At 45.0% G+C, this 26,269-nt stretch carries 23 protein-coding genes, 1 tRNA gene and 1 riboswitch; of the genes, 14 read left to right on the top strand and 10 right to left on the bottom strand.

The genetic code is table 11. The annotated features are described in order from the left end of the window. Window positions 1-48: 48 nt before the first annotated feature. The 8 genes from R7P72_RS08580 to R7P72_RS08545 form a co-directional block, all read right to left on the bottom strand. Entirely contained in the window at window positions 49-741 is a 693-nt protein-coding gene (locus tag R7P72_RS08580; protein WP_005396543.1) for an electron transport complex subunit E, read from the bottom strand. After that, window positions 741-1,373 (bottom strand): electron transport complex subunit RsxG, encoded by a 633-nt coding sequence (rsxG, locus tag R7P72_RS08575; RefSeq protein WP_205390966.1) that lies wholly within the window; start codon window positions 1,371-1,373, stop codon window positions 741-743. Before rsxG ends, R7P72_RS08580 begins: the two co-directional genes overlap by 1 nt. A gap of 7 nt (window positions 1,374-1,380) precedes the next feature. Next, window positions 1,381-2,427 (bottom strand): electron transport complex subunit RsxD, encoded by a 1,047-nt coding sequence (rsxD, locus tag R7P72_RS08570; RefSeq protein WP_005390256.1) that lies wholly within the window; start codon window positions 2,425-2,427, stop codon window positions 1,381-1,383. Then, the gene (rsxC, locus tag R7P72_RS08565) at window positions 2,427-5,291 is read right to left on the bottom strand and encodes an electron transport complex subunit RsxC (protein WP_318110413.1); all 2,865 of its coding nucleotides are present in this window, start codon (window positions 5,289-5,291) and stop codon (window positions 2,427-2,429) included. Before rsxC ends, rsxD begins: the two co-directional genes overlap by 1 nt. A gap of 8 nt (window positions 5,292-5,299) precedes the next feature. Continuing rightward, complete coding sequence (gene rsxB / locus R7P72_RS08560; RefSeq protein ID WP_085569756.1) at window positions 5,300-5,896, bottom strand: electron transport complex subunit RsxB; 597 nt, start codon at window positions 5,894-5,896, stop codon at window positions 5,300-5,302. Window positions 5,897-5,899: 3 nt separating this feature from the next. Next, window positions 5,900-6,478, bottom strand: coding sequence for an electron transport complex subunit RsxA (gene rsxA, locus R7P72_RS08555; protein WP_005380762.1), 579 nt, complete (start codon window positions 6,476-6,478; stop codon window positions 5,900-5,902). 305 nt (window positions 6,479-6,783) lie between these two features. Next, window positions 6,784-9,081, bottom strand: a complete 2,298-nt coding sequence (gene pflB, locus R7P72_RS08550; RefSeq protein ID WP_205390964.1) for a formate C-acetyltransferase — start codon at window positions 9,079-9,081, stop codon at window positions 6,784-6,786. A 351-nt stretch (window positions 9,082-9,432) separates the two neighbouring features. Next, window positions 9,433-9,508 (bottom strand) — tRNA-Asn (locus R7P72_RS08545). 559 nt (window positions 9,509-10,067) lie between these two features. On the opposite strand from R7P72_RS08545, the gene uvrB reads away from it, so the two are divergent. From uvrB to luxU, 3 genes are all read left to right on the top strand, one after another. Next, window positions 10,068-12,098: an excinuclease ABC subunit UvrB gene (uvrB, locus tag R7P72_RS08540; RefSeq protein WP_005380766.1), complete on the top strand. Its 2,031-nt coding sequence runs from the start codon at window positions 10,068-10,070 to the stop codon at window positions 12,096-12,098. A 291-nt stretch (window positions 12,099-12,389) separates the two neighbouring features. Continuing rightward, on the top strand, window positions 12,390-13,796 hold the full coding sequence (gene luxO / locus R7P72_RS08535) for a quorum-sensing sigma-54 dependent transcriptional regulator LuxO (RefSeq protein ID WP_005380768.1): 1,407 nt from the start codon (window positions 12,390-12,392) through the stop codon (window positions 13,794-13,796). Next, window positions 13,793-14,137: a quorum-sensing phosphorelay protein LuxU gene (gene luxU, locus R7P72_RS08530; RefSeq protein ID WP_005380770.1), complete on the top strand. Its 345-nt coding sequence runs from the start codon at window positions 13,793-13,795 to the stop codon at window positions 14,135-14,137. The genes luxO and luxU overlap by 4 nt, the downstream gene beginning before the upstream one ends. 137 nt (window positions 14,138-14,274) lie before the next feature. Here luxU and R7P72_RS08525 read toward each other — a convergent pair whose 3' ends face one another. Next, complete coding sequence (locus tag R7P72_RS08525) at window positions 14,275-15,171, bottom strand: YvcK family protein (RefSeq protein ID WP_005380772.1); 897 nt, start codon at window positions 15,169-15,171, stop codon at window positions 14,275-14,277. A 175-nt stretch (window positions 15,172-15,346) separates the two neighbouring features. Continuing rightward, window positions 15,347-15,481, top strand: a riboswitch (molybdenum cofactor riboswitch). On the opposite strand from R7P72_RS08525, the gene moaA reads away from it, so the two are divergent. The 11 genes from moaA (at window position 15,470) to R7P72_RS08470 (ending at window position 25,571) form a co-directional block, all read left to right on the top strand. Continuing rightward, window positions 15,470-16,459 (top strand): GTP 3',8-cyclase MoaA, encoded by a 990-nt coding sequence (gene moaA, locus R7P72_RS08520; RefSeq protein WP_005380776.1) that lies wholly within the window; start codon window positions 15,470-15,472, stop codon window positions 16,457-16,459. It overlaps the preceding riboswitch by 12 nt. A 101-nt stretch (window positions 16,460-16,560) precedes the next feature. Further along, complete coding sequence (gene moaB, locus R7P72_RS08515; protein ID WP_005380778.1) at window positions 16,561-17,073, top strand: molybdenum cofactor biosynthesis protein B; 513 nt, start codon at window positions 16,561-16,563, stop codon at window positions 17,071-17,073. Window positions 17,074-17,099: 26 nt separating this feature from the next. Then, window positions 17,100-17,579: a cyclic pyranopterin monophosphate synthase MoaC gene (gene moaC / locus R7P72_RS08510; protein ID WP_005380779.1), complete on the top strand. Its 480-nt coding sequence runs from the start codon at window positions 17,100-17,102 to the stop codon at window positions 17,577-17,579. Beyond that, the gene (moaD, locus tag R7P72_RS08505; RefSeq protein WP_005380780.1) at window positions 17,576-17,833 is read left to right on the top strand and encodes a molybdopterin synthase sulfur carrier subunit; all 258 of its coding nucleotides are present in this window, start codon (window positions 17,576-17,578) and stop codon (window positions 17,831-17,833) included. The genes moaC and moaD overlap by 4 nt, the downstream gene beginning before the upstream one ends. 1 nt (window position 17,834) lies before the next feature. Beyond that, entirely contained in the window at window positions 17,835-18,290 is a 456-nt protein-coding gene (gene moaE, locus R7P72_RS08500; RefSeq protein WP_005380781.1) for a molybdopterin synthase catalytic subunit MoaE, read from the top strand. A 531-nt stretch (window positions 18,291-18,821) separates the two neighbouring features. After that, window positions 18,822-20,498, top strand: a complete 1,677-nt coding sequence (locus tag R7P72_RS08495; protein ID WP_031779051.1) for an ABC transporter substrate-binding protein — start codon at window positions 18,822-18,824, stop codon at window positions 20,496-20,498. A 128-nt stretch (window positions 20,499-20,626) separates the two neighbouring features. Continuing rightward, complete coding sequence (gene oppB, locus R7P72_RS08490) at window positions 20,627-21,547, top strand: oligopeptide ABC transporter permease OppB (protein WP_005380786.1); 921 nt, start codon at window positions 20,627-20,629, stop codon at window positions 21,545-21,547. A 15-nt stretch (window positions 21,548-21,562) separates the two neighbouring features. Continuing rightward, window positions 21,563-22,465, top strand: coding sequence for an oligopeptide ABC transporter permease OppC (oppC, locus tag R7P72_RS08485; protein ID WP_005380790.1), 903 nt, complete (start codon window positions 21,563-21,565; stop codon window positions 22,463-22,465). 27 nt (window positions 22,466-22,492) lie between these two features. Continuing rightward, entirely contained in the window at window positions 22,493-23,464 is a 972-nt protein-coding gene (locus R7P72_RS08480) for an ABC transporter ATP-binding protein (protein ID WP_005380792.1), read from the top strand. Continuing rightward, the gene (oppF, locus tag R7P72_RS08475) at window positions 23,443-24,456 is read left to right on the top strand and encodes a murein tripeptide/oligopeptide ABC transporter ATP binding protein OppF (protein ID WP_005387265.1); all 1,014 of its coding nucleotides are present in this window, start codon (window positions 23,443-23,445) and stop codon (window positions 24,454-24,456) included. The genes R7P72_RS08480 and oppF overlap by 22 nt, the downstream gene beginning before the upstream one ends. A 167-nt stretch (window positions 24,457-24,623) precedes the next feature. Then, window positions 24,624-25,571 carry a glutathione S-transferase family protein gene (locus R7P72_RS08470; protein WP_213907172.1) on the top strand — a complete coding sequence of 316 codons (948 nt, stop codon included), beginning with the start codon at window positions 24,624-24,626 and terminating at the stop codon, window positions 25,569-25,571. A 114-nt stretch (window positions 25,572-25,685) separates the two neighbouring features. Here R7P72_RS08470 and R7P72_RS08465 read toward each other — a convergent pair whose 3' ends face one another. After that, window positions 25,686-26,108, bottom strand: coding sequence for a hypothetical protein (locus R7P72_RS08465; protein WP_005380804.1), 423 nt, complete (start codon window positions 26,106-26,108; stop codon window positions 25,686-25,688). Window positions 26,109-26,269 lie beyond the last annotated feature (161 nt).

Below are 26,269 nucleotides of genomic sequence, written 5' to 3'. Positions count from 1 at the left end.
CGTCTCTGCGGTTTATGAAAAAGGCTCCTATGACAGAGCCTTATCTTGTTATGCGTTGGTGACGCGAGCACGTTCTATGGTTGGTTTTTCTTCTTTAGGTTGACGTGCCTGGACTGAATTATCGATGACATTTTTAAGCGCTATCAACAGACCAACACCGATAAATGCACCGGGTGGAAGAAGCGCTAGCAGAAAGCTGTTGTCAAATTGGAAAACTTGAATGCGGAGAGCGGATGCCCAGTCTCCTAATAGCAGATCTGCCCCGTCGAATAGTGTGCCATTACCAATTAACTCACGCATGGCACCTAGCACGACCAAAACGCTTGTCATACCAAGCCCCATCCATAAACCGTCTAATGCTGCAGGCGCAACATCATTTTTTGAAGCATATGCTTCAGCTCGACCAATAATGATGCAGTTGGTTACAATCAGAGGAATAAAGATACCAAGAGATAGGTATAAACCATACGCATAGGCATTCATCAATAACTGAACACAGGTAACGAGAGAGGCAATGATCATCACGAACACAGGAATGCGGATCTCTTTTGGTACGTAATTACGAATAAGAGAAACCGTGACGTTGGAGCCGACCAGCACTAATAAGGTTGCAATACCAAGACCTAAGGCATTGGTTATCGTGGAAGAAACCGCTAGTAGTGGACACAGACCCAGCAGCTGTACGAGAGCAGGGTTATTGCTCCACATACCGTTTTTCATCAGCAATTTATTTTCACTCATTACTGCTCTCCTTCACAGCCCAAAGGCTGGCTAAGAATGTCTTCACGAGATTGGTTTACGTAGTTAACGGTATTTCGCACCACTTTTACGACGGCTCTAGGCGTGATCGTTGCACCAGTAAATTGATCGAAATCACCACCATCTTTACGAACTTTCCATGAGTTCCAGTTACTTTCCGTGACTTGTTTGCCCGTAAAGCTCAGGATCCAGTCGGTGACACGAAGATCGATTTTATCGCCCAGACCAGGGGTTTCTTGGTGGTTTAGGACGCGTGTCCCCAAAATATTGCCCTGATTATCAATCCCAGTAATCACTTTTATCTCACCATTGTAGCCATCTGGCGCGATAGATTCTATTGCGATTGCTGTTGGTTCACCATTCTTCGTGGCGAGGTAGGCTGGCATCGCACGTAATGTCCCCAGATCTGGAGACGTGACCATTGTACAAGCTTGCGTGAGTGCGTTGTCATGCATGTTTTCTGGAATGACTTGATTCAAAACAGAAAGTAATTGTTTTTGCTCTTGTACCTTGATTTGGTCTTTTGTTAGGTACTGAGTAAGGGCGACTAATCCGGTTGTTGCACATGCAAACATCGCGAGTGTCAGACCATTTTTTCTAATAGCGGTTAACATGTTTACCTCAGTGACCGTAAGTTCTAGGTTTGGTGTAGTAATCGATCAGTGGCACACACATATTTGCAAGCAACACTGCAAATGCAACACCATCTGGGAAACCGCCCCAACTGCGAATGATAAAAACCAAAGCACCAATAAGCGCACCGAAGATTAAACGTCCTTTGACGGTGGTAGACGCCGAAACGGGATCGGTTGCAATAAAGAATGCGCCAAGCATGGTTGCACCAGATAACAAGTGTAAAACTGGCGACGCAGTTTCCCCTGGCGTCAGCAACGTGAACACTAGGCTAAACAGAGTCAGACTCGCAAGGAAACCTGCTGGAATATACCATTGGATGATACGCTTTTTGATCATGACTATGCCGCCAAGAAGGTAAGCAAGGTTTACCCATTGCCAACCAATACCACCTAAGCCATCAAATATTGGCTGCGACATTACTTCGCTTGGAGTGGCACCTGTAAGAATGCCAGTCTTAAATGCATCAAGTGGTGTCGCCATTGTCACGCCGTCAACACCTGAGCGAACTTGCTGAAGTGATAAGCCGTCGTAATCATAGCCCGTAAAAATTAAAGAGAGTGTATCTGCAAAATTTACATGATCAGGTATGAGTGATGTCGGTGCACTCCAACTCGTCATTTGTACTGGGAAAGAGATCAACAAGACCACATAAGCGACCATTGCAGGGTTGAATAAGTTTTGTCCAAGGCCACCATAGAGGTGTTTAGCGATTACTATCGCAAAAATAAGCCCGATCACCATAATCCACCACGGAGACCATGGTGGTATAGCAACGGCTAATAACCAAGCGGTAACTATTGCACTGTTATCACGTAGCGCTCTCATTGGTGAGCGTTTACGACAGATCATGACTAAGGCTTCAAGGGATACAGCGACTGCAATGGCAAAAATCAGCTGAATAAGCGTACCCCAGCCAAAGAAGTAGGTTTGAGCTACTAAACCTGGAAGTGCGCAAAGTGCCACCCATTTCATTAAGTCTGGCGTACTACGACGACTGTGGGTATGCGGTGAACTGGCAATAAAAAACGACACTACTCGTTCTCCTCAGTATTATTTTTATTAGCTTCTTGTTGCGCTTTGCGTGCCTTCGCGCGCGCAATTGCTGCGGCAACCGCGGCTTTCTTCGGATCCACTTCTGGTTCTTCGGAGGTTGCTTCTTCAACAGGCTCTGTTTGCGTTTCTTGCTTCGCTTTGCGCGCTTTGGCTCGAGCGATGGCAGCAGCCACGGCGGCTTTTTTCGGATCTTCGGTTTGCTCGGCAGGTGCTTCAGCTTCTTCCGCTTCAGTTGAGTCTGCTTGTTTCGCTTTACGAGCCTTCGCGCGCGCAATTGCTGCGGCAACCGTGGCTTTTTTCGGATCCACTTCTGGTTCTTCAGAAGTTGCGTCTTCAACAGGCTCAGTTTGCGTTTCTTGCTTCGCTTTGCGCGCTTTGGCTCGAGCGATGGCAGCAGCCACCGCGGCTTTCTTCGGATCGTCGGTTTGCTCGGCAGGTGCGTCAGCTTCTTCCGCTTCAGTTGAGTCTGCTTGTTTCGCTTTACGCGCTTTGGCACGAGCAATGGCAGCAGCCACCGCGGCTTTCTTCGGATCGTCGGTTTGCTCAGCAGGTGCTTCAGCTTCTTCCGCTTCAGTTGAGTCTGCTTGTTTCGCTTTACGTGCTTTGGCACGTGCAATCGCGGCAGCCACGGCGGCTTTTTTCGGATCGTCGGTTTGCTCAGTAGGTGCTTCAGCTTCTTCCGCTTCAGTTGAGTCTGCTTGCTTCGCTTTACGTGCTTTGGCACGTGCAATCGCAGCAGCCACGGCGGCTTTTTTCGGATCTTCGGTTTGCTCGGCAGGTGCGTCAGCTTCTTCCGCTTCAATTGAGTCTGCTTGCTTCGCTTTGCGCGCTTTGGCTCGAGCAATTGCAGCGGCAACTGCGGCTTTTTTCGGATCGTCGGTTTGCTCAGCAGGTGCGTCAGCTTCTTCCGCTTCAGTTGAGTCTGCTTGCTTCGCTTTACGTGCTTTGGCACGTGCAATGGCAGCAGCAACCGCGGCTTTCTTCGGATCGCTGTCTTGCTGTGCAGACGTTTCCGATTCTACAGATTCAGTTGAATCTTCTTGTTGTGCTTTTTTCGCTTTAGCTCGGGCGATGGCGGCCGCAACTGCCGACTTTTTATCATCAGCGTTATTGTCTGGCGTTTCGCCTTGTTCTTTTTGCGCTTTCCGTTCGCGAGCAAGACGTTTGCGCTCTTCGCGCAGTTTTGCCATTTCTGAGTTATCAGGTTCACTAGAGCCTGCTTTAGCTGCTGCCGCTTGTTTCGCCTTCGCTTTGGCAATGGCTGCCGCTACGGCTGGTTTTACTGCTGGCTCTGTTTTTTCTGTGGTTTCTGTCTTTTGAGCTTTCACTCGTGCGATTGCTGCTGCTATCGCATCATCGCCGCCAGAAGACTTCATCTCTTTACGGCGCTGATCGGCAGCTTTCTTGAAGCGATTTTCACGTTCTGCTTTTTCGCGTTCCATACGCGCTTTTTTCTCTTCAAAACGCAGTTTTGCTCGCTCTGCAGCTTCCGCTTCTTGTGTTCTAGTTCGAATTTCTGCTTTCGCTTGGCGGTAGTACTGTACGAGCGGAATTTCACTTGGACATACAAACGCACAAGCGCCGCACTCGATACAATCCTTTAAGTTTAATTCATCGAGTTTGTCATATTCTTCAGCTTTCGCATGCCATTGCAGTTGTTGAGGCAGCAGCGAAGCAGGGCACGCTTCGGCACATTGGCTACAGCGAATACATTCCATCTCATACTGGTGCGGAGAGATCTCACGACGAGTCGGAGCAAGGATACAGTTTGCTGTCTTGGTAATCGGCACTTGGGAGTGAGGAAGGGTAAAGCCCATCATTGGCCCACCCATAATTAAACGCTGTAACTTCTTATCTGCTTTATAGCCAAACTCATCCAACAGTGCTTGTACTGGTGTCCCTAACAATGCCCAAACGTTGCGTGGTTGTTTGAAGGTTTTACCAGTGAGAGTCACGATGCGCTTTATCATCGGCTCACCGTCGATGACTGCGCGTTTTATAGCGTAAAGAGAACCAACATTCTGAACCAAAATACCAATATCGGCTGGAATCGCGCCACTTGGTACTTCTTTATTGGTTAAAATTTTGATCAGCTGTTTTTCACCGCCAGAAGGGTATTTAGTTGGGATAACGCGAATAACGATATCTTTGTTTATAGCCGCAGCTTCTAGCGCTTTGATTGCTTCTGGTTTGTTGTCTTCAATGCCAATAATCGTGAGCTTTGGTGTCAGGATATGTTCGACAATTTCGATACCTTGAATAAGCTCTTCGGCATGTTCTTGCATGAGCTTGTCATCAGACGTGATGTATGGCTCGCACTCTGCTGCATTAACGATAAGAATCTCGGTACGAGCAAAACCTGATTGGATTTTTTTTGCAGTAGGGAAGCCTGCGCCACCCATACCAGAAATACCAGCGAGACGAATAATATCAATCAGTGCGTCAGGGGTTTCTTGTTGGTAATCTGCGACGGGGTTTCTTTCACACCATGCATCTTTCCCATCAGGCGTGATGACTGCGCACAACTCACTTAACCCAGAAGGGTGCGCGACAGTTCGTGGCTCAATCGCGGTGAGCGTACCTGATGTTGGAGCATGCACTGGAACCGTAAAGCCGGTCTCCGATTGCGTTAATGGCTGACCTTTTAATACGTAGTCACCTTCGGCAACCAGTAGGTTACCCGCTTTACCAATGTGCTGTTTTAGCGGCAATACAATTTCTGACGGGATAGCCGCATGAGCGAGTTCAGTTTTGTTGGACTGCTTTTTATTTTCTGCCGGATGCACACCACCTGGGAAATCCCAAAGCGCGCCTGTACGAATTTGTTCAATCAAAGACAACATGTGAAACCTTACTTAATTGAATCTTTCACGTTCGCTGCATTGTCGGCAGCATCCGTAATGTTAAGTACCGGAATGGCGTGAAGTTGCCACTTCCAGCTTTCTGTGGTCGTTGCCACAGGAATCATTTCAATACAATCAGTCGGACATGGGGCAACACACAAGTCACAGCCCGTACATTCGTCTTTGATTACGGTATGGACCGCCTTTGTTCCGCCTACAATTGCATCCACCGGACACGCCTGAATACACTTAGTGCAGCCAATACACATGTCTTCATGAATAAACGCAACGGTTGGAATTTTGCTGTCGAGATCGTGCGCAGATTCTTCTGGCTCAACACCCATTAAGTCGGCGAGCTTTTCGATTGTTGCCTGACCACCAGGGGGACATTTGTTTATGTGGTCGCCATTTGCAATTGCTTCAGCATAAGGGCGGCAACCAGGGTAGCCACATTGACCGCATTGAGTTTGCGGTAAAATGGCGTCGATTTGATCCACAATAGGGTCCGCTTCAACTTTAAAGCGAATAGAAGCAAAACCAAGTATCGCGCCGAAAATCGCAGCCAGAACCGCTAACGCGATAATCGCAATTAAAATCGTACTCATCGCTTACTTCACCAAACCTGTAAAGCCCATAAAGGCGAGTGACATTAAACCTGCTGTAATCATTGCTATTGATGCACCTTTAAAAGGTACAGGAACGTCGGCGGCGGCTATGCGTTCTCGCATGGATGCAAAAAGTATCAACACCAATGAGAAACCAACAGCGGCGCCGAAGCCGTAGATGATCGATTCAATAAAGTTATGGTTTTCATTAATGTTAAGAAGTGCCACGCCCAATACTGCGCAGTTTGTTGTGATCAGCGGTAAGAAAATGCCAAGCAAGCGATAAAGCGTCGGGCTGGTTTTGTGCACAACCATTTCGGTGAACTGCACCACAACGGCTATCACCAAAATAAAACTCATGGTTCGAAGGTACTCAATACCCAGTGGACGAAGGATGTAGCTTTCCACTAAATACGCACACACTGACGCGAGCGTTAGCACAAAAGTTGTCGCTAAGCCCATACCTATTGCTGTTTCCAGTTTTTTGGACACGCCCATGAAAGGACATAGGCCCAAAAACTTCACCAGTACAAAGTTGTTCACCAGCACAGTGCCGACCAACAACAAAACATATTCGGTCATAGTTATTACGTTCTTAAAATCCGATCTTGATATTATCGTGTTTTGTGACACCAATAACAACCAGTGAACGATGTGGTTTTACATACACGATGGAAAAATAGTCGTCTATTTGATCTATTTTGATGAATCAATAAGAAATTGAATCGTTTGCTGAATGTATTGTTAGCGAGAGGATACTACCTATTAATTTTCATCTAATGTGTGATTTTAAAAAAAGCCCGCCTCTCCCAGGTAGAAAAGAGAGGCGGGCAATGCATATTTACAAGCTAATTATTTAAACTTTCTGAGTGCTTGATGGACTGTGTTTATATCTTATTCGTGAAGGTACGAGTGATGACGTCTTGCTGTTGCTCTGTCGTTAGAGAGTTAAAACGTACCGCATAACCAGACACTCGAATCGTCAACTGAGGGTATTTCTCTGGATGTTCAACCGCATCCAATAACATCTCTCGGTCTAGAACGTTGACGTTAAGGTGTTGACCACCTTCAATCGCAATGCCCTCGTTGCTTGCTTCGTGATGGAAGTAACCATCCATTAGCGCAGCTAGGTTCTTCTTCTGACTCAAGTCATCTTTACCCAATGCGCTCGGCACAATTGAGAAAGTGTAAGAAATACCATCTTTAGCGTAAGCAAACGGTAATTTAGAAACCGATGCCAGAGACGCAACCGCCCCTTTTTCATCACGACCGTGCATTGGGTTTGCACCCGGTCCAAAAGGCATACCTGCGAGACGGCCATCAGGTGTATTACCCGTTTTTTTACCGTAAACCACGTTAGATGTGATTGTTAAAATCGATTGAGTTGGCACTGCTTCGCGGTAGGTGTGCATCTTCTGAATTTTCTTCATGAAGCGCTCAACTAGATCACAAGCGATGTCATCAACACGGGCATCGTTGTTACCAAATTTTGGATAATCACCTTCGATTTCAAAATCAACGGCGATGCCATCTTCATCACGAACAGGTTTCACGGTCGCGTATTTAATTGCCGCCAAAGAGTCAGCGACAACAGACAGACCTGCAATACCACACGCCATCGTGCGGTGCACGTCGCGATCCATCAGTGCCATCAGTGATGCTTCGTAGCTGTAACGGTCATGTGAGTAATGGATGATGTTCAACGCTGTGACGTATTGCGTTGCTAGCCACTCCAACATATTGTCGAAACGAGGCATCAAAGCGTCAAAGTCGAGAATTTCATCTTGAACTTTGTCCACTACCGGACCCACTTGCGCTTTCGATTTTTCATCGATACCACCATTGATGGTGTAAAGCAGTGCTTTTGCAAGGTTGGCACGTGCACCAAAGAATTGCATGTGCTGACCAACAACCTGCGGGCTCACACAACAGGCAATCGCGTAGTCGTCATTGTCGAAATCAGGACGCATTAGATCGTCGTTTTCGTATTGAACCGAAGAGGTATCAATCGACACTTTTGCAGCATATTGTTTGAACGCTTCAGGTAATTGCTCTGACCAAAGAATCGTCATGTTTGGCTCAGGAGCAGGGCCCATAGTATGTAGAGTATGTAAGTACCGGAATGTCGTTTTAGATACTAGCGTACGGCCATCAACGCCCATACCAGCCATGGCTTCGGTTGCCCAGATTGGGTCGCCAGAGAACAATGAATCGTATTCTGGTGTGCGTAGGAAGCGAACCATGCGTAGCTTCATGATGAAGTGGTCAATCATTTCTTGCGCTTGTGATTCATCAATCAAACCGTTTGCTATATCGCGTTCTAGATAGACGTCTAGGAAAGTCGAAGTACGGCCCAGTGACATTGCTGCGCCGTTTTGCGATTTAACCGCCGCTAGGTAGCCAAAGTAGGTAAATTGGATCGCTTCTTGTGCAGTTTTTGCAGGTAGCGACATATCAATGCCGTATTTCAGACCCATTTGACGAATGTCTTCAAGCGCTTGAACTTGATCGGCTATTTCTTCGCGCAGACGAAGTGTTTTCTCAAGATCGTTGCCTTGTTCTAAGAACGTTTGTGTTGAGTTGTATTGCTCTTTTTTGTCTGCTTTTAAGAAGTCGATACCGTATAGGGCGAGACGACGATAGTCACCAATGATACGACCACGGCCATAGGCATCAGGAAGGCCCGTGATGATGCCTGATTTACGACACGCCAGAATTTCTTGGGTGTAAAGGTCGAAACACGCTTTGTTGTGAGTTTTACGGTATTCAGTGAAGATTTTTTCAACCGTTGGATCTAGCTCGCGGCCATAAACTTCGCACGAGTTTTTTACCATGCGAATCCCGCCATTGGCGATGATTGCACGTTTTAGCGGTTGATCAGTTTGTAAGCCAACGATCTTTTCCAGATCTTTGTTGATGTAGCCTGCATCGTGGGAAGTGATTGTTGAGGGCAAGTCTGTGTCAAAATCAATAGGGGCGTGTGTGCGGCTTTCTTGTTTTATGCCTTCAAGCACTTGGTTCCATAATGCTGAAGTGGATTCGCTAACTTCAGCTAAGAAAGTCTCGTCTCCCTCATAGGGTGTATAGTTTTTTTGGATGAAGTCACGAGTGTTGACAGAGTTTTGCCATTCACCAGCAGTAAATCCAGCCCATGCATCTAGCATGTCAGTTGTCGGAATAGTCATAAGTAAATCCCTGAGTTATTGATAATTAGAATGGAGGCGACGAGTAGGACGGAACCATTCTTAACCCTTTTAATCGTATGGATTTATTTGGTATGAGTAAAATGAATGCTTTTCATTTTTTCAATGATTAAATTGCATTAATAATAGATTCAATTGGTTATGATTGTTTTTTGCTAGAAAAGAGACAGAATTAAATGTGTGGTACTGTGAGAACACTATCTATGACAATGTTATGAGTTCTGTAATTTGAACTTATTTCGGTGTGATTTTATGACGCCTAGATTGGCTTAGATTTCATGGCGATTAAGATACAAAAAAAGCCGTGTCTTGCGACACGGCTTTTCTATAATCTGGCTCCTCCTGCTGGGCTCGAACCAGCGACCTGCGGATTAACAGTCCGTCGCTCTACCAACTGAGCTAAGGAGGAATTGCTTTGCTTGAAAGCGGGACGAATCTTACCGAGCACTCAAACTACTGTCAACAGTAAAAAAATACATTTTTAGAAAAAAATATTGAGTTAAGGGCTTTACTTTTCTGTATGGCTTGCCAGTAAAGGCTCGAGGTTAGTTATCCACTAAATTTGTGGATAAGTATGTTGATGAGATCTGGGTAAAGAAAATTGATATGCAACTAAGTTTTTATTTAATGAATCTTTAGTCAGAGTTATGCGTAAAATAAGCAAATAAAACAGAGATTTATCGATGTTAATCAAAAGGTATTCAAAGTGGATAAAAATCAATCTTTTGGGGATAAGAAAGTTTTAAGCTAATTTTTGGGGAAAAGTTGTGGAAACTATAATGTGAAGAATGTGTGTAGCTCTTCAACTAGGGCGAAGTACTATATCAGAGTCACTTTTGTATGGCTATAGCATTCTAGACAAACAAGAAAATTTATTAACAATGATGGTTAAATTCTCGATAGACGTAGATTTCATTAGCTAAGGTGTATATATATACAGCCAAAGCGCAGTAAAATTGAGGAAGGGTATGAGTAAAGTCTATGAATTGGTCTCCGATTATCAGCCGTCGGGCGATCAACCAGGAGCGATCAATCAGTTGCTTGAGGGGCTCGATGCTGGGCTAGCACATCAAACCTTGTTGGGGGTCACAGGCTCAGGTAAAACCTTCACACTAGCGAATGTGATTGCTCAAGCCCAACGACCCGCAATATTACTTGCGCCAAACAAAACGCTTGCTGCTCAGTTATATGGTGAGATGAAGTCATTCTTTCCTAATAATGCGGTTGAGTATTTTGTTTCTTACTACGATTACTACCAACCTGAAGCATACGTTCCCACAACAGATACTTTCATTGAAAAGGACGCTTCGGTTAACGCCCACATTGAGCAAATGCGACTGTCTGCCACTAAAGCTTTATTGGAACGGAAAGACGCTATTATAGTTGCTTCGGTTTCAGCTATCTATGGTTTGGGTGATCCGGAATCCTACTTACAAATGATGCTTCATTTGCGACGTGGAGATGTGATTGAGCAGCGTGATATGCTTCGTCGCCTAGCGGAGCTCCAATACTCGCGCAATGATGTTGCTTTTGAGCGAGGGCAGTTCCGTGTCCGTGGCGAGGTGATTGATATATTCCCTGCTGAATCAGACCAAGACGCTGTGCGCGTTGAGATGTTTGACGATGAGGTGGATTGCATCAGTGTGTTCGATCCATTGACAGGCGTGGTGAAACAACGAGACTTGCCGCGCTATACCATCTATCCCAAGACGCACTATGTCACGCCAAGAGATCGCATTCTTGAAGCGATTGAAAATATTAAAGTCGAACTAGAAGTGCGCAAAAAGCAGCTTCTAGATAACAACAAGCTACTGGAAGAGCAGCGAATTAGCCAGCGCACTCAATTCGATATCGAAATGATGAATGAGTTGGGCTTTTGCTCCGGTATCGAAAACTATTCTCGTTATCTCAGTGGACGCTCGGAAGGTGAGCCGCCACCAACCCTGTTTGACTACTTACCTCATGATGGCTTGTTGATCATCGATGAATCTCACGTGACAGTACCGCAGATAGGTGCCATGTATAAAGGCGACCGTTCGCGTAAAGAAACGCTGGTGGAGTTTGGTTTCCGGTTACCTTCAGCTTTGGATAATCGTCCACTGAAGTTTGAGGAGTTTGAAGCACTAGCGCCACAAACGATTTTCGTCTCTGCTACTCCTGGAAATTACGAACTAGAAAAATCGGCGGGTGATGTAGCGGATCAAGTCGTTCGTCCTACAGGCTTGCTTGACCCTGAGTTGGAAGTTCGCCCAGTAGCGACCCAAGTCGACGACCTATTGTCTGAGATCCGTATTCGCGCAGCTAAAGATGAACGAGTTCTGGTTACAACACTGACCAAACGAATGGCTGAAGATCTCACCGAATACCTTCACGAACATGATGTTAAGGTACGTTATTTACACTCAGACATTGATACTGTTGAGCGTGTGGAAATTATCCGTGACCTTCGTCTTGGGGAATTTGACGTGCTGGTGGGAATAAACTTATTGAGAGAGGGCCTGGATATGCCAGAGGTCTCGTTAGTTGCAATTTTGGATGCGGATAAAGAGGGCTTCTTGCGGTCTGAACGCTCACTCATTCAGACCATTGGTCGTGCTGCGCGAAACATCGAAGGTAAGGCGATTCTATACGCTGACCGAATCACCAACTCAATGAAAAAGGCGATGGATGAAACTAACCGTCGTCGCGAGAAGCAGGAAGCGTACAACGAAGAAATGGGTATTTCGCCACAAGCGCTCAAACGAAATATCAAAGACATCATGGAACTTGGCGATATCACTAAGTCTAAACGCCAGCGTAACACTAAACAGGTACCATTATCGAAAGTGGCGGAGCCTTCGCAAACTTACGAGGCACTGTCCCCTCAGCAGCTAGAAAAAGAAATCAGTCGACTGGAGGCAGCGATGTATCAGCATGCGCAAGATTTAGAATTTGAGTTAGCGGCACAAAAGCGTGACGAGATTGAAAAACTACGAGCGCAGTTCATCGCAAATAGTTGAACAAACTTACCGATTTAACTATCCAAGCATTTTAGGTCGCTTGTAAAAAAAAGAAGCCAATAGGCAGTCGGGTCTATTGGCTTGTTTTGTGAACATATCGTTCACTAACAACGTCAGTTGGCTAGGTGACCCGAGGGGTCACTATTGTTACAGCATGGTTTGTGCCACTTTTTAAATAATTGATATTATTTTTGAATTTTTTCCTTTGCCCATAATTTAGCTAATGTTATTTGCAAAATGCAAAGCGTAATGCGATTATTGTTTAAAACACAACAAAATAATAGCTAGGTTATGCAACAAAAACCCGAAGGCCCAAAGTCTCGTTACCTTTTAATGGTCGAGGACACCGCATCTGTTGCGGCTCTGTACCGCTCATACCTGACACCGCTTGGCATAGATATCAATATTGTCGGCACAGGTAGGGATGCCATTGAGAGCCTAAATCATCGAATTCCAGATCTTATTTTACTCGATCTCCGTCTGCCAGATATGACGGGGATGGACGTTTTACATGCCGTTAAAAAGAGTCATCCCGACGTACCTATAATCTTTATGACAGCGCATGGTTCTATCGATACCGCTGTCGAGGCCATGCGTCATGGCTCACAAGACTTTCTAATTAAACCGTGTGAAGCAGACCGTTTACGTGTCACGGTTAACAATGCAATTCGTAAAGCGACCAAGCTAAAAAATGAAGCCGATAATCCAGGCAATCAGAGCTATCAGGGGTTTATCGGCAGTAGCCAAACCATGCAGCAGGTTTACCGTACGATAGATTCAGCGGCGAGCAGTAAAGCGAGTATTTTTATCACAGGTGAAAGTGGTACTGGTAAAGAGGTATGTGCTGAGGCTATTCACGCAGCAAGTAAACGTGGTGACAAACCTTTTATTGCAATTAACTGTGCTGCAATTCCAAAAGATTTGATTGAGAGTGAACTGTTTGGTCACGTAAAAGGGGCCTTTACTGGCGCTGCGAATGATCGTCAAGGGGCAGCTGAGTTAGCGGATGGCGGCACACTTTTTCTAGATGAGCTTTGTGAGATGGACTTGGATTTACAAACCAAGTTGCTACGATTTATTCAAACGGGCACATTCCAAAAAGTGGGTTCCTCAAAAATGAAGAGCGTGGATGTGCGCTTTGTTTGTGCCACTAACCGTGATCCTTGGAAAGAGGTACAAGAAGGTCGATTCCGTGAAGATTTGTACTATCGTTTGTATGTCATTCCTTTGCATTTACCGCCTTTACGCGAACGAGGCGAAGATGTTATTGAAATTGCATACTCACTGTTAGGTTACATGTCACACGAAGAAGGAAAAAGCTTCATACGTTTTGCGCCTGATGTCATCGAGCGATTCAACAGCTATGAGTGGCCGGGTAACGTTCGTCAGTTACAAAACGTGCTACGCAATATCGTTGTTCTAAACAACGGTAAAGAGATTACGTTGGACATGTTACCGCCACCGTTGAATCAACCGCTTGACCGTCCGTCGTCTGTGGCTAAATTAATTGAGCCGAAAGCGATGACCGCATCTGAGATTATGCCATTATGGATGACGGAAAAAATGGCAATCGAGCAAGCGATTGAAGCATGTGATGGCAATATTCCTCGAGCGGCGGGATACCTTGATGTCAGTCCGTCGACGATTTACCGCAAGTTACAGGCATGGAACGGCAAGGAAGAGCGGCAAAAAGTATGAGTGTAAATGTATTAAATCAGCAAAAAATAGATGAACTGTCGATGGAAATTGGCAGTGACAACGTACCTGTACTGTTCGATATCTTCCTAGGAGAAATGGATACCTATATCGAGAACTTATCCCAACTACAGGGGGCAGAGCGATTAGCTTACTCAAAAGAAATCAGCCACGCGTTGAAAAGTAGTGCTGCGAGCTTTGGGGCAGATCGCCTTTGTGAACTGGCGATGTCCATAGACAAAAAAGCGAAAGCCGGTGAGTTAACTGCGGAGTCTGAGGTGTTAGAGGTTATGTTCGATCTTTTGCACGAAACTCGAGATGCTTATCGCTCTTGGCGACAGTAGCTATTTATTCCTATTAACCATTTTTCTTAGTAAACATCTGTTCTTACTGGATGCCTGAACTAAAACCCTTCGATGACAGAAGGGTTTTCATTATCAATAAACAACTTAAAAGAGGGCGCTAGTCAGGTAACGTGCTCCTAGATAGAAAGTTGTAGCTGATTTTCAATCGCTAGTTTGAGCTTGTTTCTATCGTGACGCCAGTCTCGGTTAGAGGAGGCGAGTGACTCCGTCACTACATTCCATTGACTTAAGACGTCTTGCTCGGTTTTCTCTGTTAGAACCACGTCTATTTTTCTTCCTTGGCAGGCACGTTCACACCATTCTAATTTTTGAGCCATCGTCATTCTTCCTGCTGGGCCGTATTCTGGACTCAGGTTAGCAACAAAAATGACGTTTGCTTTTGTGTTTGCTGCAATCGCTTTGCCGAGTTCAGGCAGCAATAAAGGAGGCATGATACTAGTTAAAAAACTGCCAGGGCCAAGAATAATCGCGTCCGCTTCCGCCAAAGCTGTGATGGCTTCTTTGGTAGCAGGCACTTCTGGTGAAAGATCCAAACGTCGCAAGTCTGCTTTCATTTCGTCGACATTTGTTTCTCCCGTAACCCACTTCCCATCTACGGATAACGCGGAAAGATCCGAAGGGTGTTCGGACATAGGAAGGATGTTAACGTCGACTTTTAACATATTGCGAATCAGATTAATGGCATCTAAAGGTCTGACCGATAAGTTATCGAGTGCAGTAAGCATCAAATTACCAAGATTATGACCATCAAGTTCGCCAGTGCCTTTGAAGCGATATTCAAACATCATAGAACTGATCGAAGGCTCTGTAATGAGCTGATTAATACAGTTACGTGTGTCTCCCCAAGCGATTCCTCCTTGGCAGTGACGAATTCTTCCTGTTGAACCACCATTGTCAGTCGTGGCAACAATCCCAGTTGCATTGCTGCCAAAATCTCGTAATGCGGCCAGCATTCGACCTAAGCCATGACCACCGCCAACAGCGACCACTTTTTTATCTGTGTAGATATTCATTATGTTCTTCTAATAATCTAATAAAAAACGGCTACAATTTATCTTAAGGAGTGTCTTAAAGGTACTCACTTAGCGGTAAATTGTGTCTCTAGAGAGTTTTTTATCACTCAAGTCTGGATTCCATTACAAATATTAAGTATTTTACACCGCAAAGCTATCAGAGATTTCATATCTCTGGTTGCCATAACTCCGAGCTCACTATTGCTAAGTCCTTGGATAAGCGTTTTGAGCCAGTGGCATACTGTCACAAGGGCATGATTGGAAATGGCCATGCCTCCCGTGTTTGGAAAGGTGTTCCGTGGCGCAACAATTCGAAGACAAATTTCATCGTAAGTTTTATTACTTGCGTCTGTCTGTGACCGACGTATGTAATTTCAAATGTACCTATTGCCTTCCTGATGGCTATAAGCCTTCGGGCAATAAAAACTCGTCTTTTTTATCTCTCCCTGAAATCAAACGGGTCGTAAAAGCATTCGCTGATTGTGGCACGTCAAAAGTGCGCATCACTGGTGGTGAGCCTAGCTTACGCAAAGATTTTACCGACATTATCCATTCAGTAGCGGCGACGCCTGGCATTCAAAAAGTTGCAACGACAACCAATGGCTATCGCATGGCAAAACAAGTCGCAGATTGGCGTGAAGCGGGTTTAACCCACATTAATGTCAGTGTGGATAGCCTTGACCCGCGTATGTTTCATCAAATCACAGGTGAAAATAAGTTTACTGAAGTCATGAATGGTATCGAACGTGCGTTCGAGGTCGGTTATGAGCAAGTAAAAGTTAATGTGGTGTTGATGAAAGATCTGAACCATCACGAGCTGCCAGCGTTTCTTAACTGGATAAAAGATCGTCCAATCCAACTGCGTTTCATTGAGTTGATGCAAACGGGTGAGATGGATGAGCTATTTAATAAGCACCATGTATCCGGAGTGGCAATTCGTAACCAGCTAATTGCAAATGGTTGGTTGCTGAAAGTACGCTCGCATAATGATGGTCCTGCGCAAGTATTTGTTCATCCTGATTACAAGGGTGAAATAGGTCTTATCATGCCTTATGAAAAAGACTTTTGTGAAAGCTGCAACCGACTGCGCGTTTCTGCGATGGGTAAGCTGCACCTATGTCTGTTTGGAGACTACGGTGTAGAATTGCGTGATCTTTTGGAACGTGATGAGCAAGAGAGTGAGCTTATTGAACGTATCCAGGCGCAGTTACAAACCAAGTCGGTAAGCCATTTCTTGCATGATGGCAATACTGGTATGACGCCACACCTCGCGTCTATCGGCGGCTAACTTCATTCAACTTTTAGAGCGAGCTTAGTGATAAGCTGGCTCTAACTTTTTCCGAATCGATACCAAGCGTATCAAAGCTAATTAAGAGAATAGGTGAACAAATGGGTCACGCTGAAAGCAAATTCCAACCTGCAAATATTGCCGTTCTAACGGTATCTGACACTCGTACTGAAGAAAACGATACCTCTGGTCGTTACCTAGCTGAGCATGCTCAAGAAGCGGGTCACAACGTAGTAGACAAGCAAATTGTTATTGATGACATGTACAAGATCCGCGCGATTGTTTCTCAATGGATTGCTGATGAAAGCGTACAAGCGATCATGATTACTGGCGGTACAGGTTTCACCTCACGTGATAGCACGCCAGAAGCACTTAAGCCTCTATTTGATAAAGAAGTTGAAGGTTTTGGTGAGTTGTTCCGTATGGTGTCGTACGAAGAGATCGGTACGTCTACGATTCAGTCTCGTGCGATGGCTGGTTTTGCTAACCACACCGTGATCTTCGCAATGCCAGGTTCAACTGGTGCGTGCCGCACAGGCTGGACAAAAATTATTAAACAGCAGTTGGATGCAAGTCATCGCCCTTGTAACTTCATGCCACACCTATCTGTATAACCTTTCCTAAAAGCGAAGGAAAAACAATGACCCAATTTACACATATCAATGCTTCTGGCGAAGCAAACATGGTTGACGTGTCAGCAAAAACGGAGACGGTTCGTGAAGCTCGTGCTGAAGCATTTGTTCACATGGCCCCAGAAACACTTCAACTGATTGTCTCTGGCCAGCACCATAAAGGTGATGTATTTGCGACGGCTCGTATTGCTGGTATTCAAGCTGCGAAGAAAACCTGGGATTTGATTCCACTTTGTCATCCGCTACTACTCTCTAAAGTTGAAGTTCAACTGGAAGCTATCGAAGCAGAGAACAAAGTTCGCATCGAATCAGTATGTAAACTTGCGGGTAAAACTGGTGTGGAAATGGAAGCGCTCACGGCAGCTTCCGTTGCTGCTCTAACGATTTACGATATGTGTAAAGCAGTACAAAAAGACATGGTCATTGGTCAAGTTCGTCTATTAGAGAAAACGGGTGGTAAATCTGGTCACTTTAAGGTGGAATCATGATTAAAGTACTTTTCTTTGCTCAAACTCGCGAGCTGATTGGCATCGACAGTGTTGAGTTAGACGGGCCGTTTGAAACGGTTGAATCAATTCGTGCACATCTAGTGGAAGAAGGCACTGAGAAAGATGGCAAGTGGGATTTAGCACTCGAGTCAGGAAAGCTACTTGCTGCAGTGAACCAATCTATCGTCCCTCTGGATACACAAGTAAAAGCAGGTGATGAAGTTGCGTTTTTCCCGCCGGTAACTGGGGGTTAAGATGGATTCTCGTGTTTCTGTACAAATTGAAGACTTTTCGGTTGAGCAAGAATATCAACGTCTATCTGAAGGGACGGCTGCCGGCGCTGTCGTTACATTCGTTGGTAAAGTTCGAGATATGAACCTTGGGGATAATGTCATTGGTTTACATCTAGAGCACTATCCGGGGATGACAGAGAAGAGCTTGAGCGACATTTGCGATCAAGCTGAGTCTCGCTGGCCACTATTAGGTGTACGCGTGATTCATCGTGTCGGAGACATGGATAGCGGTGATCAAATTGTATTTGTGGGCGTTTCCAGTGCGCACCGCGGCGCGGCATTTGATGCGTGCGAGTTCATCATGGATTATCTGAAAACCCAAGCACCATTTTGGAAAAAAGAGCGTACGACGAATGAAGATCGTTGGATTGAGTCGCGCGACACCGATCATCAAGCTGCACAGCGTTGGGAAAAATAGAACTAACCCGCATTCTAGTGAAAAAAGCTAAGTGCTAATGGCACTTAGCTTTTTTTGTATTTATCTTCATTGTATTGCTCACTTTGTTTCAATATTTCCTATCTTTTGTCTGGTGATATTCTTCACAATAAAAGTTTTTTGCCCAATATATAAACAATTATTTGTTAGACTTGATTTGTCATAAATGTTAAATGATGTGTAAATATCTAGCATAAGATGCTAGTAAATGGTTTAAACTCAGATTAATCGAAAGTTTCGCCTGTTAAATGTCGCTTCTGGTCTTTATTTGGCTGGTGAATGCTTTGGGGTTAGAGTTTACTGCTAGATATGTGTGGTTTAGTCAGCATTATTGGTTTTTTTGCTACATTTTTATGGCAAATTACTTCAATGATTGCTAATGTGTGCCGCAGTCTTTGTAAGGTTTTAGACTTTTGTGCTCAGAAAGTGCACTAAAAAAATCTAAAACTCTGACCGTTCCAGGCCCTTACAAAGAAGTCATGGATGCTAACGAAAAAATTTGGAGTTTTACGCATGTATAAGAATAAAATCACGCGCGCTTTATTTATTGGTGCTGGTCTTTCTCTCGCTCTAGCTGGTTGTGGTGAAAAGCCTGCGGAGAAACAAGCTGCTGAGCCTGCTCCGGCTCCAGCTCCTGAAGCTAAATCTGATTCTAAAGAGCCAAAACTTGCTGCTGTTCAAGAATTGGTGCGTGGTAACGGTACAGAAGTTGCGACAATAGACCCTCATAAATCTCAAGGTGTTCCAGAATCCCACGTGATTCGCGATCTTCTTGAAGGCCTTGTAAACCAAGATGCGGACGGTAACACTATCCCTGGTGTTGCAGAATCTTGGGACACTGAAGACAACAAAACATACACTTTCCACTTACGTGAAGACGCAAAATGGTCAAACGGTGATCCTGTCACTGCAGGTGATTTCGTTTACAGCTTCCAACGTGCAGTCGATCCAGCAACCGCCTCTCCATATGCTTGGTACATGGAATACACCAAGATGAAGAACGCAAAAGACATTGTTGCGGGTAAAAAAGATAAGAGCGAGTTAGGTGTTAAAGCGGTTGACGACCACACGTTAGTGGTTGAGTTAGATACTGCAGTACCATATTTTGTAATGATGATGGGCCACACGACAGTGAAACCTGTTCATCAAGCAACTGTTGAAAAGTTCGGCGATCAATGGACGAAGCCAGAGAACTTTGTAGGTAACGGTGCTTATGTTGTTGACAACTGGGTTGTAAACGAGCGTTTGGTTCTAAAACGTAACGAACAGTACTGGGACAACGAAAACACGACGCTTGACCAAGTTACTTTCCTACCAATCGAGAACCAAGTAGCGGAAATGAACCGCTTCCTAGCGGGTGAAATCGACTTCACAAACGAGCTGCCTACAGAGCACTTCAAGCGTCTGAAGAAAGAGCACCCACAAGAAGTGTCTGTAACCGGTAACTTATGTACTTACTACTACATCTTCAATACGAAGAAAAAGCCGTTTGATGATGTTCGCGTGCGTAAAGCGATTTCTTATGCGATTGACCGTAACATTGTGACTGATGCGATTTTAGGTCAAGGTCAAAAGCCAGCTTACTTCCTAACACCTGAAATTACGGCAGGTTTCAACCCAGAAATCCCTGCATACGGCAAAATGACGCAAGAAGAGCGTAACGCAGAAGCTGCGCGTCTATTGGAAGAAGCGGGTTACGGCGCAGACAACCCTCTTGAATTTAACCTTCTATACAATACATCAGAGAACCACAAGAAACTTGCGGTTGCACTGGGTTCAATGTGGAAGAAGACACTTGGTCTTGACGTTACGCTAGAAAACCAAGAGTGGAAAACTTACCTATCTACCAAAGATTCTGGCAACTTTGAGGTTGCTCGTGCAGGTTGGTGTGGCGACTACAACGAAGCTTCATCTTTCCTAACGCTGATGATGAGTAATAACACTACTGGTGGTATTCACTACGACAGCAAAGAGTACGATGCGATCATGAACAAAGCATTTGCTTCAACTTCTGACGAAGAGCGCCAAGCACTTTACCTAGAAGCAGAGAAGTTGATGGCAAAAGATATGCCAATCGCACCTATCTACCAGTACGTGAAATCACGTCTACTATCACCGAAAGTTGGTGGCTTCCCAGTAAATAACGCGGAAGACAAGATTTACTCTAAAGATCTCTACATCACAGAGTAATTCGTAACTCGATAGAACTATAAAAATGAGGCTCTACATGTGAGAAATTGCATGTAGCGCCTATCTTTAGTCCAAAAGAATTGGACGACTTCTTTAATTTAACTGTCACAGACTGAAAGAGTGAGTTTATGCTTAAATTCATCGCAAAAAGGATATTTGAGGCGATCCCAACAATGTTGGTTTTGATCACCGTATCTTTCTTTCTTATGCGCTTTGCACCGGGAAACCCTTTCTCGACAGAGCGTCCATTGCCACCCGAAGTAATGGCAAATATCGAAGCTAAATATGGCTTGGATAAACCTGTATTTGAACAATACACCACGTATCTGACCAATGTTATCCAAGGTGATTTCGGACCGTCATTTAAATACCTTGATTACTCAGTAAATGAGCTGATCGCTGTTGCCTTACCTGTTTCGGCTAAAGTGGGCTTCATCGCCTTTATCTTTACTTTGATAATGGGGGTTACCGTCGGCACCATTGCTGCGCTCAAGCAAAATACTTGGATTGATTACACCATTATGTCGACTGCGATGCTTGGTGTGGTAATGCCATCCTTTGTATTGGCACCTGCGCTTATCTACATATTCTCGCTTCACTGGAATATCTTCCCTGCGGGCGGTTGGCAAGATGGTAGCTGGCAGTATTTAGTGCTTCCTGTTATTGGTATGTCGCTACTGTATGTTGCTACCTTTGCTCGTATCACGCGTGGTTCGATGATCGAAACCCTAAACAGTAACTTTATTCGTACGGCACGTGCTAAAGGTTTAAGTTATCGTTACATCATTATCAAACACGCTCTTAAGCCGGCACTTCTCCCTGTTGTTTCTTACATGGGCCCAGCTTTCGTAGGTATCATCACCGGTTCCGTTGTTATCGAAACCATTTTTGGTCTGCCTGGTATTGGTAAACTATTCGTTAACGCTGCATTTAACCGTGACTACTCGCTAGTAATGGGGGTAACCATTCTGATTGGTTTCCTATTTATTCTATTCAACGCGATTGTAGATATTTTACTTGCAATGATTGACCCGAAAATTCGCTACTAACAGGGACGTTTGGTTATGTTAACGAAAAAAGAAAACCTAGAAGCGATTGAGAAATTCTCCGAAAACTTGGAGATTGAAGGTCGCAGTCTTTGGCAAGATGCTCGTATCCGTTTCATGCGCAACAAAGCGGCGATGGTGAGCTTATTCCTTCTTATTCTAATGACGTTGGCGGTTATTATCCTGCCAATGATCGCACCGTACACATTTGATGATACTGACTGGTACGCGATGCACGTTGCACCGAATGCTGACCATTGGTTTGGTACTGACAGCTTAGGCCGTGATTTATACGTGCGTACGCTAATTGGAGGTCGTATTTCGTTGATGGTAGGTGTTATGGGTGCATTTGTAGCGGTACTGATTGGTACGCTCTACGGCGCAGCATCTGGTTTCATCGGCGGTAAAGTTGACCGCGTAATGATGCGTATTCTAGAAATTTTATACGCGGTACCGTTTATGTTCCTGGTGATTGTACTGGTAACATTCTTCGGTCGTAACATCATGCTGATCTTCGTTGCGATTGGTGCTATCGCATGGCTAGATATGGCGCGTATCGTACGTGGTCAGACTCTTAGTCTACGTAGCAAGGAGTTTATCGAAGCGGCACATGTGTGTGGTGTAAGCAACTGGAAAATCATTACTCGTCATATCGTACCGAACGTACTGGGTATTGTAGCGGTATACTCTACGCTGCTTATCCCAAGTATGATTCTAACGGAATCATTCCTATCATTCCTTGGTCTTGGTGTTCAGGAACCAATGACAAGTTGGGGCGCTCTTCTACAAGAAGGTGCACAGACAATGGAAGTAGCAATCTGGCAGCTGGCATTCCCAGCAGTGTTCATGGTTGTGACGCTATTCTGCTTCAACTACGTTGGTGACGGCCTGCGCGATGCGCTGGATCCAAAAGACAGATAATTAAAAGATAAGATTAAGGAAGCAATGATGAGCTTATTAGATGTCAAAGATCTGCGCGTCGAATTCACCACGCAAGATGGTATCGTAACCGCAGTAAACGATTTGAACTTCTCTCTCAACCAAGGCGAAACCTTAGGTATCGTTGGAGAGTCGGGATCAGGTAAATCTCAAACCGTATTCGCAATCATGGGCCTTTTGGCTAAGAATGGTATTATTTCTGGTAGCGCAAAGTTTGAAGGCAAAGAAATCCTAAACTTACCAGAAAAAGAACTGAACAAAGTGCGTGCGGAACAGATCGCAATGATCTTCCAAGACCCAATGACATCACTGAACCCTTACATGAAAGTCAGTGATCAGTTGATGGAAGTGCTTATGCTGCACAAAGGCATGGGCAAAGCGGAAGCATTTGAAGAATCAGTACGCATGCTGGAAGCGGTAAAAATCCCTGAAGCGCGTAAGCGTATCACGATGTACCCGCATGAGTTTTCAGGCGGTATGCGTCAGCGTGTAATGATCGCGATGGCGTTGTTATGTCGTCCTAAACTGCTTATAGCCGATGAGCCAACAACAGCACTTGATGTGACGGTACAAGCACAGATCATGGACTTGTTGAATGAGCTGAAATCTGAGTTCAACACAGCGATCATCATGATCACTCACGACCTTGGTGTGGTTGCAGGTTCGTGTGACAAGGTGCTGGTGATGTATGCAGGCCGTACCATGGAGTACGGCAACGTAAACGAAATTTTCTACAATCCAAGCCATCCTTATGCGGAGGGGCTGCTGAAGGCGATTCCTCGCCTCGATACTGAGGGTGAAATTCTGCCGACCATTCCTGGTAATCCACCAAACTTGCTTCGTCTACCGCCGGGCTGCCCTTATCAAGAGCGCTGTCACCGTGTGATGGATCGTTGTAAGCGCGAGGCGCCAATTCTGACACCATTTGGTGATGGTCGTCAGCGTGCATGTTTTTCTGAATGGGAGGCTTGGAACAAATGAACGCAGTAGACAAAAAACTAATTCTGGACATTTCTGAGCTGAAAGTTCACTTCAGCATTGCCTCAAAGTCGGCATGGCCGTGGTCAAAGCCTTCGAGCCTGAAAGCGGTAGATGGCGTGAACGTTCGACTATACGAAGGGGAAACGCTTGGTGTAGTAGGTGAATCAGGTTGTGGTAAATCGACGTTTGCTCGTGCCATCATTGGTCTGGTTGAAGCTACTGACGGCCAAGTAGTTTGGTTGGGTCAAGACCTTACTAAAATGAAAAGCGTTCAGCGCCGTGAGACGCGTAAAGAAATTCAGATGATTTTCCAAGACCCATTGGCATCGCTGAATCCGCGTATGACTGTTGGTGATATCATTGCTGAACCTCTTGAGACATTCTATCCAGAACTGTCTAAGCAGGAAGTGAAAGATCGCGTTAAAGAGATGATGGCGAAAGTTGGCCTATTACCTAACGTGATTAACCGTTACCCACACGAGTTCTCGGGTGGTCAGTGTCAGCGTATCGGGATAGCGCGTGCGCTTATCCTTAAGCCTAAGATGATCATTTGTGACGAGCCAGTATCGGCGCTTGATGTATCTATTCAAGCTCAGGTGGTTAACCTACTTAAAGAGATTCAAAAAGAGTTAGGGCTTTCTCTGGTATTCATTGCGCATGACTTGTCTGTCGTTAAACACATTTCAGATCGCGTTTTAGTTATGTATTTAGGTAATGCCGTGGAACTTGGCGAGGCCGAGGCTCTGTTTGCTGATCCTAAGCACCCATATACGCGTGCGCTGATGTCTGCGGTTCCGATCCCGGACCCGGATATTGAGCGCAATAAGAAAATCCAAATGCTAGAGGGTGATCTTCCTTCACCTATCAACCCACCGTCGGGTTGTGTATTCCGCACTCGTTGCCCACAAGCAACCGAAGAGTGTGCGAAGACAAAGCCAACCATTTTAGGTAATGACGTTCACGCGGTATCTTGTTTACACGTTAGTGTATAAATTCAGCCTGTGACGGGCTTAAGCGCGACACCTTCATCGGGTCGCGCTTTTTTTATGTGTCTGATTTATACATTCGAATTTCTTGAACATGATGTCCTAAGTTCGATGATTCTCTGTTTGATAGGAAACGCTAATATAGACACAAACAGAACGAGAGGAGAGCAATCATGGGTAAGTTGGTTGAAGGTGTTTGGCAAGATGTCTGGTATGACACAAAATCAAATGGTGGCAAATTTGTGCGCGAAGATGCCGGATTCCGTCATTGGGTTAAAAACGACCCTGATGCGGAGTTTACACCAGAGTCCGGTCGATACCATTTGTATGTCTCTCTTGCTTGTCCGTGGGCACATCGAACCCTCATTTTCCGCAAGCTGAAAGGTTTAGAACCACATATTGATGTCACGGTCGTTTGCCCTGATATGCTCAGCCAAGGTTGGCAAATGGGGCTTCCTGAGCCATTGTTTGGTCACACGCGCATGTATCAAATTTACACGCAGGCCAAACCCGATTACACGGGCCGCGTAACCGTGCCTGTACTTTGGGATAAAAAGACCAATACTATTGTGTCAAACGAGTCGTCAGAGATCATTCGCATGTTCAATTCGGAATTCAATGCGTTAACAGGGAATCACGACGACTACTATCCAGATCATCTAAAACACGTTATTGATGAGTGGAACGATTTTGTTTATCCAAATGTCAACAACGGAGTGTATCGTTGTGGCTTCGCGACTACGCAAGAGGCGTATGAAGAAGCGTTTGATTCTTTGTTTAATGCGTTAGATAAAATCGATGCTCACCTAGCGACGCATCGTTACTTAGCAGGGAACACAATTACTGAGGCTGATTGGCGTTTGTTTACGACTCTTATTCGTTTTGATGCGGTGTATGTGGGGCATTTCAAGTGTAACAAGCAGCGCATCGCAGACTACGAAAATATACAAGGCTACTTAAAAGAGTTATATCAAGTCGAAGGCGTCGAAGACACGACGGATTTCTATCACATTAAACGCCACTACTACTTCAGCCACACTGGGATTAATCCGACGCAAGTTGTACCAAAAGGGCCTGATTTAGACCTAAATACTCCTCATGGAAGAGAAAGGATTGGTTAGTTTGCTGCTTCCATCGCAAATGAAAAAGTACTTAACGGTTAGCAATGCCGTTAAGTACTTTTGTGTCATCTAAATACCTGGAGTAGGAAGTTTACTTTTTCATTCATCGCCACCTTACTTAGCGCGTACGATGTCCATCACTAGCTTTCCGTCCACTTTTACAGGGCCGTCCTCTTTAGCGCCGAGCGTATACTCAAACACGCCAGTCTTCATGCCACCTTTCTCTCCGTGGACCATTAACATCAGCATATCGCCTGATTCTACTGGTTCCATCAAAATTGCATTTACGTTTTCATTCTTTCCCATTTTTAACGGAGCGTAGCCGATAACAGGACCAGGCTTCATTGATTCGTCTGTTCGGTGGACAACCATCCACCCATTGTCATCAGCATGAGCCATTTCAGCGGTCACCGTTCCTCCGGACATATCTTGATCGACGCCTTTAATACTCGGGGCGGAAAAGCTGAATGAAGAAAAACTAATCAGAAACGCAGCTAAACCAAACTTTATCAGTGATGTATTGATGAAATCCTTCATATATATTCCTTAGCAGTCAACGAGTTTGTGCATTGCAGTAGTTTTTACGTATTTCCTAGCAAAAAAGTTTAGCTAAAACGTAAATAATGTCGATAAATTGAACAGGGACCGTGCTGCTTTGGAGCCAATACATTTTGAGGAGTGGGTCAATCGGTGTAAGA

It is taken from the genome of Vibrio sp. Vb0888, assembly GCF_033338835.1.
Taxonomy (GTDB): Bacteria; Pseudomonadota; Gammaproteobacteria; order Enterobacterales; family Vibrionaceae; genus Vibrio; species Vibrio alginolyticus.
This window is presented reverse-complemented; position numbering and strand designations above follow the sequence as displayed.